Genomic DNA, 13,061 nt, shown 5'->3' on the forward strand with positions numbered 1-13,061 from the left:
GGCCGGGTGGGGGTGCTCTTCACTCGCACCCATTGATCGTTCAACCGTCTCAACGCAGCATCTTTACATGAACATCTGGCCCGCCATTCGCATCGGCCTTCTCGACATGCGCGGCGACCTGCGTCGTTTCCTGCTGCTCGTTGTCTGCCTCGCCGTGGGCACCGCGCTGATCGCTGGGGTGAACTCCGTAGGTGCCAGCATCACCTCGGCCATCGAGGAAGGCGCCGCCGAACTCATGGGCGGCGACATCGAAATCTCGCGCGCCGACCGCCTCGCCACTGCCGAAGAACTCGCGTCGCTCAGCGAACTCGGCCGCACCGTCCTTGTCATCGACACCAATCTGCGCGCCGAAAGCTTTACCAGTGAAGCCTTTGCCGATGTCAGCGTCGTCGGCCCGAGCTACCCCTGCTTGGCCAGGTGGTGAGCCCCAACCTTCCCGCGGACGGGGACGTCAACACCCTTCTCGCCCGCGAAAACGACATTCCCGGCGTCCTCGTCGATCCCGTCATGCTCGACGAACTTGAGGCCAGTGTCGGCGACACCATCGGCCTGGGCGGCAGCCAGTTCATCATCCGCGGCACCCTCTCCCGCCTCCCCGACGCCGCCGTGCGCGGCTTCCGCCTCGGCATGCCGGCACTGATCCTTGTCGACGGCTTCAACGCCGTCAGCGACCGCACCTCGCCCCTGCCCGGCCTTGGCACCTGGTATCGCTACAAGCTCCACCTCACCGATCGCGACATCGATCGCGGCCTCGAAACTGTCGTCGCCCGCTTCATCGACAGCGGTTGGACCATCCGCTCCGCCCGCGATGGTCTTGGCCAGATGGTGCGCTACTACGACCTGTTCATGCGCTTCCTCGTCATCGTCGGTCTCGGTTCGCTGCTGATCGGCGGTGTCTCCGTCTGGACCGGCATGCGCGCCTATATTGCCGAGCGCTCCGGCGTCATCGCCGTGATGCGCTCCATCGGCGCCGGCCGCTCGCGCGTCTTCATTCACTTCCTGACCCAAGTCGCGGCCCTCGCGCTGGTGGGCGTGCTGATCGGCCTCCTGGTCGGCGCCAGCATCGCCTGGATCCTCTTGCCCTATATCGGCGGCGCCGTCGGTATCTCGCTCGCCCCCTCCATCTACCCGCAGCCGCTATTGGTCGCCGCCGGCGCAGGGCTCGTCACCGCCTTTGCCTTTGCCTATCTGCCGCTGCAACAGGCGCAGACAATTCGTCCGGTCCTCCTGTTCCGAGCCAAGGGCCTCGACGCCCCGCCGGTCGATTGGGGCGCCCTGCTCCTCTCCTGGCAGGTGCTCCCGCTTCTGGCTTCCATTGCCGCCTTCTTCATCCTTGCCTGGTTGATGACCGGCGACTGGACCCTTGTCCTTGCCTTTGGCCTCGCCAGCGCCATGGCTGCAATCCTGTTCCAGCTCTTCATTCGCCTCGTCCAGTTCGGCCTCGCCCGGTTGCCGGAACGCGGTCCACGCGTGCTGCGCCACGCCCTGCGCAACATTTCCACGGCCGGCCAGAATGCCGCTGCCGTCGCTGTTTCAGCCGGCATGGCCCTTGCCATGCTGATCGTCGTCCTCGTCATGCAAGCCAATCTGCAGCAGGAATTTCTGGGCGCCTCCGCCTTCGATGCGCCCACCCTTGTTGGCTCCGATCTCTTCCCCGACGAAGTCGAAGCGCTAGAGGCCCTTTCCAGCGAACCGGCAAGCGGCATCAGCCGCTTCGTCTCGACGCCGATGTTGCGCGGCCGTCTTACGTCCATCGAGGATGTGCCGGTGTCCGAGACCCGCACCCGCGGTCCCGAAGCCACCTTCCTCCTTTCCGGTGAAGTCCCCCTTACCTGGCGCACCGAAATGCCCCTGAGTTCCCGCCTGGTCGCCGGCGACTGGTGGCCTACCGACTATTCGGGCCCCGGCCTCGTCTCCTTGCACCAAAGCCTCCGCAATGGCCTCGATGTCGACATCGGCGACACCCTCACCTTCGAAATTTTCGGCGAACCCACAACAGTCACGGTCGCCAATTTCCGCGACTATTCCTGGCAAGGCGGCATCGACTTCCTCGCCAGCTTCTCCCCGGCGTCCTCGACAACTACCCCACCACCCTCTTTGCCGCCGTCACCGCCGCGCCCGGCCAGGAAGAAGCCGTCACCCGCCGCCTCGCTGCCGACCTCCCCGACATCCGCTTCATCTCGGTTGGCGATACCCTCAAGCAAGTGACCGATGCCCTAAGCCAACTCTCCTTCGCCGCAACCCTCGTCGGCAGCCTCGCAGTCGGCAACGGCCTCCTCGTGCTCATCGGCAGCCTCTCCACCGGCCGCCGCCAGCGCGAAGCCGATACCGTCATCACCAAAGTCCTCGGCGCCACCCGCACCGAGCTCATCGCCACCGCCTTCATCCAATATGGACTGCTCGCCCTCCTCGCCGCCATTCCGGCAACCATCATCGGCCTCGGCGCTGGTCGCGTCGTCAGCGCGCTGATGCTCGAAGTAGAGTTCACCTACCGGCCCGACGTGATCACGATCGTCCTCGGCGTCGCCCTTCTGGTCACCGCCCTCCTGGGCGCCATGACCATCCTCCGCGCCGCGTCGGCACGACCCGCCCGGCTGCTGCGCGATCTCTGACCTTCTTCACCCTCCCCTTGAGGGGCTCCGAAATGTGCCGAAGGCAAGATCGCTCCCGTGGAGCGATCTTAGTGGAGGAGGCCATGAGAGCTACGCTCGAATGGACTGGGTACCGTCGCTAGGCCGAAGGCCGTAGCAGAGGTAGGGAGGGGGTGCCCGCGTTACCTCGTTTAAACTCTCTATCTGTGGGCAACCTCTAACCCTTCCCCCGAATCGCCAAACTCTTTGCCATAAACACCACCCACTGAGTCAGCGTGAGTTCCAATGCAGGTTTCTATCGACATGGGTGAGAGCCGCGGCACCGGCCCGGCTCACATGGATCTCGAGGAACTGCTGGCCACCCGTCTCCTGGTGCAGGGCAATTCCGGCTCCGGCAAATCCCACCTCCTTCGCCGCTTGCTCGAACAATCTGCCCCCTGGGTGCAGCAATGCATCATTGATCCGGAAGGCGATTTCGTAACGCTGTCGGACCGTTACGGGCATCTGGTAGTCGACGCAGCCCGCACCGACAACGAACTCACCCGCATTGCCGCCCGGGTCCGCCAGCACCGCGTGTCCGTCGTCCTCAATCTTGAAGGCCTCGACGTCGAACAGCAGATGCGCGCCGCCGCCGCCTTCCTCGGCGGCATGTTCGATGCCGATCGCGACTATTGGTACCCCGTCCTCGTCGTCGTCGACGAAGCCCAGCTCTTCGCCCCCGCTGCGGCCGGCGAAGTGTCTGACGAGGCTCGAAAATTATCCCTCGGCGCCATGACCAACCTCATGTGCCGCGGCCGCAAGCGTGGCCTTGCCGGCGTCATCGCCACCCAGCGCCTTGCCAAGCTTGCCAAGAATGTCGCCGCCGAGGCCTCCAACTTCCTAATGGGCCGCACCTTTCTCGATATCGACATGGCCCGCGCCGCCGACCTTCTGGGCATGGATCGCCGCCAGGCCGAGCAATTCCGCGACCTCGCCCGCGGCCACTTCGTCGCACTCGGCCCTGCTATCTCCCGCCGTCCTTTGCCGGTGATCATCGGCGATGTCGAGACCTCGGCGCGCTCCACCAGCCCCAAGCTGACACCGCTCCCCGAAGCGCCCGCCGACGCTGCCGACCTGATTTTCACCCAGGCTCCTGAAGAACTGAGCCGTCCCGTCGTTCGGCGTCCGCCGCCTCCACCGCCACCCTCGACCAACGAGCTTTTGGCCCAGGTCGCGAAAGCGCGGGCAGAAGCGACGCCCGAACCGATCTCGCTTTTCCCCGAGATCGATGAAGCCGAACGCGAAGCACAGATCGCCAGCGTCATGGCCGAGCTCTTGAGCGACCCCGACGCCGGCTTCCGCACCACCGCCGTGCTCTACCAGGATTTCCTGGTCCGCTGCCGCATCCGCCGCGTTCCCGGCGAGCCGCCAGCCCTGCCCGCCTTCAAGCGCCTCCTTGCGGTCGCGCGCGTCGCACCCGACGAAACAACCGCGAGTTCCGACGGCTGGCAGCAGGCACTTGCCCTCTCCGCAACCCTGACCGACGACGTTCAGGGCGTCTTCCTGGTTCTTGCGCAAGCCGCGCTCACCGCCCAGCCCTGCCCCTCCGACGCGACCCTCGCCCGGCTCTATGGAACCCATTCATCCAGCAGGGCCAGGCGTCTCCTCACCTGGTTCGAAGAACGGGGCCTGATCGTCCTCCGCACCGATTTCCGCAACCAGCGCATCGCCGCATTCCCCGATCTCAGCTGCGAAACCGCCCCCGGCGACCCTGCCGGCCCGGACGCCATGGCAGACCTCCGCGGCGCCGCCGAATAACTCCTCCCTACCTCGCCCCTTCGGGGAGAGGTCGGCGCGAAGCGCCGGGTGAGGGGCCTAATTAGCCCAGCAATTCCGCCCGGAACGAATAGCGGGCGGTCGACCACGGCCCCAGTGTTTCGGAGTAGGGCCGTTCGCTCAGATCATCCGACCCGCCTACTTCCGCCGCCGTCCCATGCCATGGCTCAAGGCAGATAAAGCCTGCATCCCCTTTGGACCACAGCGCGAAATTGGGCAGATTTTCCCAGGTGAACTTTACCGAAGGTCCCACATCCGGCCCATAGCGCAACCCCGCGCCCGCCCCTTCCGGAAACACCATCGCATCGGCCCGGAACATCTCGTGCGCAAGAGTCAGCGCCCCCGCCGCAAAGGGCGAAGCTAGCGGCTCCGGCTCGACCAGCCCGCCCGACAACCGATGCAGCTCAGGCGCCCCGCCATTGTCCAGCACCACACAATGCGGCGCATCTCCTGCGCCTGGCAGCGGCCAGGCAAAGGCCGGATGAAAGCCGATGCCATATGGCATCACGCGCCGATCCTGGTTGGTCACCTCGGCCGTCACCACCACCGCCCGTCCCTCCAGCCGATGCTCGACATCGAGACGGAAGTGAAACGGAAACATCGCAAGCGTCGCCTCGGAAGCCTCGAGCCGGTAGACACAGCGATCGGTCTCTTCCACCACCAGCGAAAAATTACTGCGCCGTGCAAAGCCGTGCTGGCTCATCTGAAAGCGCTCGCCCTCGATGCTGACCGTATCGTTCGGCGCGCGCCCAACCATGGGAAAAAGGATCGGCGACCGCCCGGTCCAATAGGATGCGTCGCCATGCCAGAGCCACTGCCGGCCATCCCGCGTCTGGATCGACTGCATTTCCGCGCCGAGGGCCGCGATGTCGACGGTGATCTCGCCATTGCTGATGCGGGTTAGTTGCACGGTCTCTCCAGCCGATTCGATTACTCAGGCGCCGCACCCTAAACGCAAGCGACAGGCCTGAGAACGGAGCGGTACGGTCGTGGTTGAAAGATTATTCCGCCCGTTGCCCAGCCCGCCATCAGCGGCTATCCCAAGCCATGTCCTGGCCCGCTTTGCCCATCGACGCCGCCCTTCCCACCCTGGCTAAAGCCTTGGCGAGTGGCACTGCGGCTGTACTCGTCGCTCAGCCCGGCGCCGGCAAGACCACGCGTGTGCCGCTGGCTTTGCTCGCTGCGCCCTGGCGCGGAGATGGCCGCGTTATCGTCCTCGAACCCCGGCGCCTTGCTGCCCGCGCGGCAGCAAGGCAAATGGCAAACCTGCTTGGTGAGGAAGTCGGTCAAACCGTCGGTTATCGCGTGCGATTGAGTCCAGAACCTCCGCTAAAACGCGCATCGAGGTCGTCACCGAAGGCGTCTTCACCCGCATGCTGCTGGACGATCCCGAGCTTACCGGCGTCGCAGCAGTGCTTTTCGATGAGTTCCATGAAAGGAGCCTCGACGCCGATCTCGGTCTCGCCCTGACCCTCGACGCGCGCGCCCTCCGGCCAGATTTGCGCATTCTGGTCATGTCCGCCACCATCGACGGTGCCCGCGTTGCCGCCATGCTCGACGATGCGCCGGTAATCGATAGTCCCGGACGAACATTCCCCGTTGAAACCTTTTACGCCGAGCCGGATCCTCTGGTCCGTCTCGAAGACCAGTTTGCCAACGCCACGCTCAAGGCCATGCGCGAGCATGAAGGCTCCGCCCTCGTCTTCCTTCCCGGCCAAGGCGAAATCACCCGCGTGGCCGAGCGCTTGGCCGCCAGGTTGCCGCCGAACACCGACCTTGCACCGCTTTACGGCCAGCTTACCCCTGCCGAGCAGGACCGCGCCATCCAGCCCGCTCCGGACGGCCGCCGCAAGATCGTGCTTGCCACCTCGATTGCCGAGACCTCGCTGACCATCGAAGGCGTCCGCATCGTCGTCGATAGTGGCTTTCGCCGTGTCCCGGTCTATGAAGCGGCAACAGGCCTTACGACCCTCGCTACCCGACGCGTATCCCGCGCCGGCGCCGACCAGCGCCGCGGCCGCGCGGGTCGCACCAGCCCCGGCGTCTGCATTCGTCTCTGGAACGAGGGACAAACAGCAGCTCTCGACGCTTTCGAGACCCCGGAAATCCTTGCCGCGGACCTCGCCGGTTTCGTTCTCGATCTCGCTGCCTGGGGCATCAGCGATCCCAAAGCCCTGCGCTTCCTCGATCCTCCGCCGGCGCCCGCCTGGGCTGAGGCCAAAGCCCTGCTCACCCGCCTCGATGCGATCGATCCCGGCGGCCGCCTCACCGCATCCGGCAAGGCGCTTGCCCGTCTGCCGCTTCATCCACGCCTGGCGCACATGGTGGTCGCCGGCGCTGACGACGGCGATGCTCGTAGCGCCAGCGAATTGGCCGTCCTCATCGGCGAACGCGGTCTTGGCGGCGATGACCCCGACCTCTCGCGCCGCCTCGAACGCTTTCGTGCTGATCGCTCACCCCGAGCAAATGACGCCCGCAACCTTGCGCAGCGTTGGGCGAAGCTTTGCGGCAAATCCTCGGACCAAAGCTTCCCCGCAGGCCATCACCTTGCCCGCGCCTTTCCTGACCGCGTCGCGCAAAGTGCTGGGCCTCGCGGTCGCTTCCGGCTCGCCAATGGCCGCCAGGCTCAGCTCGATGAAACGCATCCCCTCGCGAGCGCTCCGTTTTTGGTCGTCGCCGATATCACCGGCAGCGCCACCGCCGGCCGTATCCGCTCCGCCGCAGCCCTTGATGCTGCCGACATCGAAACGCTCTTTGCTGCACACATCAAATCCGAAACCACCCTCAGTTTCGACCCGCAGACAAATTCCGTCCGCGCCCGCCGCCAGCGCAAGCTCGATGCCCTGCGCCTCGCCGACGACACCGCACAAGTCACCGACTTCGAGGCCGCAGCCATGCTGCTGGCTGAAGCCGCTCTAAAACGCCTGGACACACTGCCGTGGAGCAAGGAGCAAAAGGCTCTTCGCGCTCGCAGCACCTACCTTCATCAGACCCTTGGCGACGAGTGGCCCGACCTCTCCGACATAAGCCTTGGCGCAAACCCGGCATGGCTCGCCCCGCATCTATTCGGCGAAACCCGCCTCTCGGCCATGACTGCTGATCTTCTCGGCCAGGCGCTTGATACGCTACTGCCCTGGTCCAAGCGTCAGGAGATCGACCGGCTGCTGCCCAGCCACTTCCACGCGCCCTCAGGCTCGCATCTGCTGATCGATTACGGCGCCGAGAACGGTCCGGCGCTGGAAATTCGCGTCCAGGAACTCTTCGGCCTCGACCGCCATCCCACCATCGCCAATGGCAAGATCCCGCTGCTGCTGGTCCTCCTGTCACCAGCGCATCGCCCGATCCAGACCACCCGCGACCTTCCCGGCTTCTGGCGCGGCAGCTGGCGTGATGTGCAAAAAGACCTCAAGGGCCGCTACCCGCGCCATCCCTGGCCAGATGACCCCATCGCCGCCCCTGCCACCAACCGCGCCAAACCGCGCGGCACATAAAAAGCCCCGAACTTTCGTCCGGGGCTTCTCTTAGGCGTTGGGCGTAAAATTCAGCGCCACGCCATTGATGCAGTAGCGCAAGCCGGTGGGCGGCGGGCCGTCCGGGAAGACATGACCCAAATGGCTGCCGCAGGTGGCGCAATGCACTTCCGTGCGCGTCATCCCATAGGAACGATCCGTCGTGGTCGCGACCGAACCTGGAATCGGGTCATTGAAGCTCGGCCACCCGGTGCCGCTTTCGAACTTCAGCGTCGAGCCGAAAAGCGGCGTATCGCATCCGGCGCAGGCAAACGTGCCTTGGCGATGTTCGTGCAGCAGCGCGCAGCTGCCGGGCCGTTCGGTGCCGTGCTCGCGCATCACCTGGTACTGCTCCGGCGTCAGCTTCTGGCGCCATTCGGCATCGGTGCGGGTCACGGGATAAGCATGGGCGTCCATGGCATAACTCCTTTGTCGGCCTGTCATTCGCTCTCGATATGGGGATAGTTACACCCAAACACCAACCGGCGTTCCATTTTCATGACCAGAATTGTCTCTCTCGAAGCTCTCGAAGCGCTCTACCAACCCGCGCCCGCCCCGGCCTCCATGGTCAAGGTCGCCCATCGCGTCACCCCCGATTACCGAAGGCTGATCGAAGCCAGCCCCTTTGCCGCGCTGGCGACCATCGGACCCGAAGGCATCGACTGCTCTCCGCGTGGCGACAAGCCCGGCTTCGTCCGCATCCTCGATGACCAGACCCTCGCCATGCCCGATCGGCGCGGCAACAACCGTATCGATTCGCTGCGCAACATCGTCCGCGACCCGCGCTGCGCCTTTTTGTTTCTGATCCCCGGCTCCGGCACCACAATGCGTGCCAATGGCCGCGCGCACCTCTCCGTCGATCCGGAGCTGCTCGAAAGCTTTGCGGTCGAGGAAAAGGCGCCGCGCACCGTGGTCGTGCTCGAACTGGACGAACTCTATTTTCAGTGCGCGCGGGCCATCATCCGCTCCGAACTCTGGAACCCGGAGCGGCACGTCGACCCGGCAACCCTGCCGACGCCCGGCCAGATCCTTGCCGGCATGACCGAGAATGCGGTGGGCGGCGACCCTTATGACAAGGCCTGGCCGGAGCGCGCCAAGGCCACCATGTGGTAGCTATACCGCCTCGGCACTCGGCTGGGCTTCAGTAATGCGGGCAATGACCCGCTCCAGATCCGTCTCGGAAAAAGGCTTGGCGAGGCGCGGAAGGTTCATCACGCGCGCTTCCTCGATATCGGTGTAACCGCTGGCAAGGATCACCGGCATGCCCGGCCATCGCTTGGCAATCTCGCCCGCCAGAACCAGCCCGGTCATGCGCGGCATTGCCTGGTCGGTGACCACGAGATCGACATCGCCATTGGCCTCCAGCAGCTGCAGCGCCTGCTCGCCTGAACTTGCCTCCAACACCTGGTGACCCAGCTCTTCCAGCATCATCGAGGTGTTGATCAACACCAGCGCATCGTCGTCGACGGCCAGCACCTTGAGCTGCCGTCCCTGCACCATTGCGGGCTCAGGAACGAACTCGGCAGCCTCTGGCGCTTTGTCGACCACGACCGGCAGCCAGATTTCGGCCGTCGTGCCCTCCCCGACCTTGCTCTTGAGCAGGAACTTGCCGCCCGATTGCTGGGCGATGCCCTGCACCATCGGCAGCCCGAGCCCCGTGCCCTTGCCCACGCCCTTGGTGGTAAAAAAGGATCGGTCGCCCGCGCCAGGGTTTCCGCATCCATGCCCTCGCCATGATCCTGTACGGCGAGGCACACATAGCGCCCCGGCTTGAGGTCTGGCTGGTCGCTACCGACCACAACCTCGCGCGCCGAAATGATCAGCGGACCGCCCTCGGGCATTGCGTCCCGCGCATTGACGGCAAGGTTGAGCAGCACGGAGTCGAGTTGGCTCGGATCCGCCAGGACTTGCGGCAGGGCTATTGGAAAGCGCGTCTCGATGAGGATCGTTGGCCCGAGCGTTCGGGACAAAAGATCGCTCATCCCGCGCACAAGGTCAGGCAGGTCCACCGGCGTCTGTTGCAGGTCTTGCTTCCGTGCAAAGGCCAGCATGCGCTGCGTCAGCTGCGCGCCCCGCTGCGCTGCATGCACGGCATTGTCGAGCAATTTGCGATCCCGCTCTTCGAGCGTAACTCGCCGGCCCAGCACTTCGAGGCTCCCCAACACCACCATCAGGAGGTTGTTGAAGTCATGCGCCACCCCGCCGGTCAGCTGGCCGATGGCCTCGACCTTTTGCGCCTGGAACAGTTCCTCGCGCGCTTCCTCGAGCCGCTTCTGCTGTTCCAACCGCTCGGTGACGTCGCGCGTAATCTTGGCAAAGCCGATTAGCTCGCCCTGGTCATTGTGAATCGCATCGATGACGACGCTGGCCCAAAAGCGCGAGCCGTCCTTGCGCACCCGCCAGCCCTCGGCATGGTAGTGCCCCGTGGTCCGCGCCAGTTCGAGGCTGCGCGCCGGCCCACCCTTTTCCCGGTCCTCATCGGGATAAAAGCGGGAAAAATGCTGTCCGACGATTTCTTCGGCGGCATAGCCCTTGATGCGCTCAGCGCCAAGGTTCCAGCTCGTCACCATGCCATCGGGGCTGAGCATATAGATGGCATAGTCGACGACGTTGAGCACAAGGCGGCGAAACTGCTCTTCGCTTTCGGCCAAAGCCGCTTCGGCGTGCTTGCGCTCGCTGAGGTCGCGCGTAATCTTGGCAAAGCCGATGAGTGCGCCACTGGCGTCCTTGATCGGGTCGATGACCACATGTACCCAAAACGGCGATCCGTCTTTTGCGCAGCCGCCAACCTTCGGTTTCGAAACGCCCGTCATGCTCGGCAGTATCGAGTGCCCTCTGCGGTGCACCGGCGGCGCGGTCGGGCTCGGGGTAAAAGCAGGAAAAATGCCGGCCGATAATCTCGTCGGCCCGATAACCCTTGATGCGTTCCGCACCCCGGTTCCACGTCGTCACCACGCCATCGCGGTCAAGCATATAGACGGCATAGTCGGTGATGGAATCGACCAGTAGGCGGAAGCGCGCGTTTTCCTCGTCTTCGCCGGCCCACTGTTCCGAATCAGTCATGATTTCCCCAGCTGCGATGCGCCGTCACGCGAACGACTTCACCACCCGATGGTTCCAGGATCGTGCCACGTCGCATAGCCACACATGTTGCGGCTACGGGCAGCGATGTCAAAGACGTAGTGATCATGCCGGAAACAGGATGGTGGGAGTAACAAGGATTGAACTTGTGACCCTTCGCGTGTGAAGCGAATGCTCTCCCGCTGAGCTATACTCCCATCGCCTGAAGGCGAAAGTCTTAGAGAGATGGTGGGCGTAACAAGGATCGAACTTGTGACCCCCTCGATGTCAACGAGGTGCTCTCCCGCTGAGCTATACGCCCATCTCTCCGGGAAGGAAAAGCCGCTAGGCCCTTCCGGTGGCGCGGATAGACCATAAATCCGCGGTGTTGGTCAAGCGCCAATTTCCATGCCTGTGGATAGCGACATGAGCGGGAGGGATAGGGGTCAGGGCGAGGCGAAAATGGTGGTTTTCGAGAACCGGAACGGAGCGTACATCAGTACGTGAGTACCGGAAGCGCAGAAAACTGCCATTTGCAGACCGCCCTCACCCCAAGACCTAGGCGGCGAGCAGACGCTCGACTTCGCTCACAAGGTCGCGCAGGTGGAACGGCTTGCTCAGCACCGACGCATCCTTGGGCGCGTCGCTGTCGGGATTGAGCGCAACGGCCGCAAAACCGGTGATGAACATGACCTTGAGATCAGGATCGAGCTCCGTTGCCCGCCGCGCCAGCTCGATCCCGTCCATTTCCGGCATCACGATATCGCTCAACAGAAGCGAGAACGGCTCTTCGCGCAGCCGCTCATAGGCTGAAAGCCCATTGTCGAACGAAACCACATCATAACCGGCAGTCTTGAGCGCCCGCGTCAGAAACTGGCGCATGTCGTTGTCGTCTTCGGCGAGCAGGATCCGCTTCATCAAAACTCCATGGGTCCGCGCCGAAGGCTCCGAAAGGGCCGCGCCGGCAGGTGAGTCGCATTTGTTGCGATGTTTATGCCACCTGATCGCTTTCGCAACCATTAGAGCTTCAATTCGCTGCGGTTTCCGCCACGTCGAACTCTTTGTGCGACAACTGGACAACAGGCCCGGGGCGGGCGAAACTAATGCAAAGCAAATCACTTGGCGGCCCGGCCGCACTTTGGGGGAGACGGCGTGCGGTCGGATTACTGGGATCAACCGGCATTTGAGACCATCAGGCCACGCCGCCTGGTCGCGCCGGTTGTGTTCAATTCGCCCCATTCCGGCCGGGTCTATCCCGAGCGCTTCCTTGCAATGACAAGGCTCGATCATCTGTCGATCCGCCAGTCCGAAGACGCTTTTGTCGATGAGCTGTTTTCGCGTGCCCCCATCTGGGCGCACCCTTGCTACGGGCGCACTTTCCGCGTGCCTATCTCGACGTCAATCGCGAGCCTTGGGAACTCGACCCCACGATGTTCGCCGAGCCGCTTTCGGATCGGTTCAACACCACCTCGCCCCGTGTCGCTGCAGGCCTCGGAACGCTGGCGCGCGTCGTTGCCGAAAACAAGCCGATCTATCGTGATCGCCTCAGCCTCGACGATGCCCGCATGCGCATCGAGGGGATCTACCATCCCTACCATGCTGCCCTGCAAAAGCTTCTGAGCGAAAGCGTCACGAGCTTTGGCCTTGCAGTCCTGATCGATTGCCATTCCATGCCGCGCATCGGCAAGCATGGCGAGCGGGCAACGCCCGACATCGTCCTCGGCGACCGTTATGGCACGACCTGCGCCGGTCCGCTGATCGATCTTGTGGAAACCGTCTTCACGGCCGCCGGCCTGCGCGTAGCGCGCAATCGCCCCTATGCCGGTGGCTTTTGCACCCGCACCTATGGCCGCCCGCCCCATGGCGTTCATGCCCTCCAGATCGAGATTAGCCGCCACCTCTACATGAACGAGGCGACGCTTGAAAAACACGACGGCTTCGACACCATCAAGGCCCTAATCGAACGCCTGATCCAGACGCTGATCGGTCTTGATCTTGCTTCCCTTGCCGGCAGCGCGCCTTTGGCGCAACGCGCCGCCGAATAGCCTTCCCAGGACCCAGATGAGCAATCCCCCAATCGATTTTG

Annotated in this window: 10 protein-coding genes, 2 tRNA genes and 3 pseudogenes; 7 read left to right on the forward strand and 8 right to left on the reverse strand. The window is 64.1% G+C overall.

Going from position 1 to position 13,061, the window contains the following annotated elements:
• Nucleotides 1–67 precede the first annotated feature (67 nt).
• The 4 genes from G5575_RS18600 (at nt 68) to G5575_RS18615 (ending at nt 4,388) form a co-directional block, all read left to right on the forward strand.
• On the forward strand, nt 68–424 hold the full coding sequence (locus tag G5575_RS18600) for a hypothetical protein (RefSeq protein WP_164535632.1): 357 nt from the start codon (nt 68–70) through the stop codon (nt 422–424).
• On the forward strand, nt 421–2,208 hold the full coding sequence (locus G5575_RS18605) for an ABC transporter permease (RefSeq protein WP_164535633.1): 1,788 nt from the start codon (nt 421–423) through the stop codon (nt 2,206–2,208). Before G5575_RS18600 ends, G5575_RS18605 begins: the two co-directional genes overlap by 4 nt.
• Complete coding sequence (locus G5575_RS18610) at nt 2,205–2,612, forward strand: FtsX-like permease family protein (RefSeq protein ID WP_164535634.1); 408 nt, start codon at nt 2,205–2,207, stop codon at nt 2,610–2,612. Before G5575_RS18605 ends, G5575_RS18610 begins: the two co-directional genes overlap by 4 nt.
• A 264-nt stretch (nt 2,613–2,876) precedes the next feature.
• Nucleotides 2,877–4,388 (forward strand): ATP-binding protein, encoded by a 1,512-nt coding sequence (locus tag G5575_RS18615; protein WP_164535635.1) that lies wholly within the window; start codon nt 2,877–2,879, stop codon nt 4,386–4,388.
• Nucleotides 4,389–4,449: 61 nt separating this feature from the next.
• Here the strand turns inward: G5575_RS18615 and G5575_RS18620 are convergent, their stop codons facing one another.
• Nucleotides 4,450–5,316, reverse strand: coding sequence for an aldose 1-epimerase family protein (locus G5575_RS18620; protein WP_164535636.1), 867 nt, complete (start codon nt 5,314–5,316; stop codon nt 4,450–4,452).
• 137 nt (nt 5,317–5,453) lie between these two features.
• Here G5575_RS18620 and hrpB point away from each other — a divergent pair.
• Nucleotides 5,454–7,897: pseudogene (hrpB, locus tag G5575_RS18625) on the forward strand (ATP-dependent helicase HrpB).
• Nucleotides 7,898–7,927: 30 nt separating this feature from the next.
• On the opposite strand, the gene msrB reads toward hrpB, so the two are convergent.
• Nucleotides 7,928–8,332: a peptide-methionine (R)-S-oxide reductase MsrB gene (msrB, locus tag G5575_RS18630; RefSeq protein ID WP_164535637.1), complete on the reverse strand. Its 405-nt coding sequence runs from the start codon at nt 8,330–8,332 to the stop codon at nt 7,928–7,930.
• Nucleotides 8,333–8,413: 81 nt separating this feature from the next.
• Here msrB and G5575_RS18635 point away from each other — a divergent pair, with 81 nt between their 5' ends.
• Nucleotides 8,414–9,028: a pyridoxamine 5'-phosphate oxidase family protein gene (locus tag G5575_RS18635; RefSeq protein WP_164535638.1), complete on the forward strand. Its 615-nt coding sequence runs from the start codon at nt 8,414–8,416 to the stop codon at nt 9,026–9,028.
• On the opposite strand, the gene G5575_RS22455 is transcribed toward G5575_RS18635, so the two are convergent.
• From G5575_RS22455 to cpdR, 6 genes and pseudogenes are all read right to left on the reverse strand, one after another.
• Nucleotides 9,029–9,415, reverse strand: coding sequence for a response regulator (locus G5575_RS22455; RefSeq protein ID WP_235936144.1), 387 nt, complete (start codon nt 9,413–9,415; stop codon nt 9,029–9,031).
• A 108-nt stretch (nt 9,416–9,523) separates the two neighbouring features.
• A pseudogene (locus tag G5575_RS22460) lies at nt 9,524–10,728 on the reverse strand (PAS domain S-box protein); the annotation flags it as partial.
• Nucleotides 10,676–10,978, reverse strand: a pseudogene (locus G5575_RS22465) (PAS domain S-box protein); the annotation flags it as partial. The pseudogenes G5575_RS22460 and G5575_RS22465, both read right to left, overlap by 53 nt.
• A 140-nt stretch (nt 10,979–11,118) precedes the next feature.
• A tRNA-Val gene (locus G5575_RS18645) sits at nt 11,119–11,193 on the reverse strand.
• A 29-nt stretch (nt 11,194–11,222) separates the two neighbouring features.
• Nucleotides 11,223–11,297 (reverse strand) — tRNA-Val (locus tag G5575_RS18650).
• A gap of 236 nt (nt 11,298–11,533) precedes the next feature.
• Nucleotides 11,534–11,893 carry a cell cycle two-component system response regulator CpdR gene (gene cpdR, locus G5575_RS18655; RefSeq protein WP_164535639.1) on the reverse strand — a complete coding sequence of 120 codons (360 nt, stop codon included), beginning with the start codon at nt 11,891–11,893 and terminating at the stop codon, nt 11,534–11,536.
• Between the two features lie 443 nt (nt 11,894–12,336).
• Here cpdR and G5575_RS18660 point away from each other — a divergent pair, with 443 nt between their 5' ends.
• Complete coding sequence (locus tag G5575_RS18660; protein WP_268904462.1) at nt 12,337–13,020, forward strand: N-formylglutamate amidohydrolase; 684 nt, start codon at nt 12,337–12,339, stop codon at nt 13,018–13,020.
• The last annotated feature ends 41 nt before the right edge of the window (nt 13,021–13,061 follow it).

The organism is Devosia aurantiaca (assembly GCF_011058215.1).
GTDB lineage: Bacteria > Pseudomonadota > Alphaproteobacteria > Rhizobiales > Devosiaceae > Devosia > Devosia aurantiaca.

Excerpts from the sequence above, each read along its gene's own strand:
- G5575_RS18615 (WP_164535635.1), top strand. The coding sequence starts at position 2,877 with ATGCAGGTTTCTATCGACATGGGTGAGAGCCGCGGCACCGGCCCGGCT.
- G5575_RS18635 (WP_164535638.1), top strand. The coding sequence starts at position 8,414 with ATGACCAGAATTGTCTCTCTCGAAGCTCTCGAAGCGCTCTACCAACCC.
- msrB (WP_164535637.1), bottom strand. The coding sequence starts at position 8,332 with ATGGACGCCCATGCTTATCCCGTGACCCGCACCGATGCCGAATGGCGC.
- G5575_RS22455 (WP_235936144.1), bottom strand. The coding sequence starts at position 9,415 with ATGGTGCAGGGACGGCAGCTCAAGGTGCTGGCCGTCGACGACGATGCG.
- G5575_RS18600 (WP_164535632.1), top strand. The coding sequence starts at position 68 with ATGAACATCTGGCCCGCCATTCGCATCGGCCTTCTCGACATGCGCGGC.
- cpdR (WP_164535639.1), bottom strand. The coding sequence starts at position 11,893 with ATGAAGCGGATCCTGCTCGCCGAAGACGACAACGACATGCGCCAGTTT.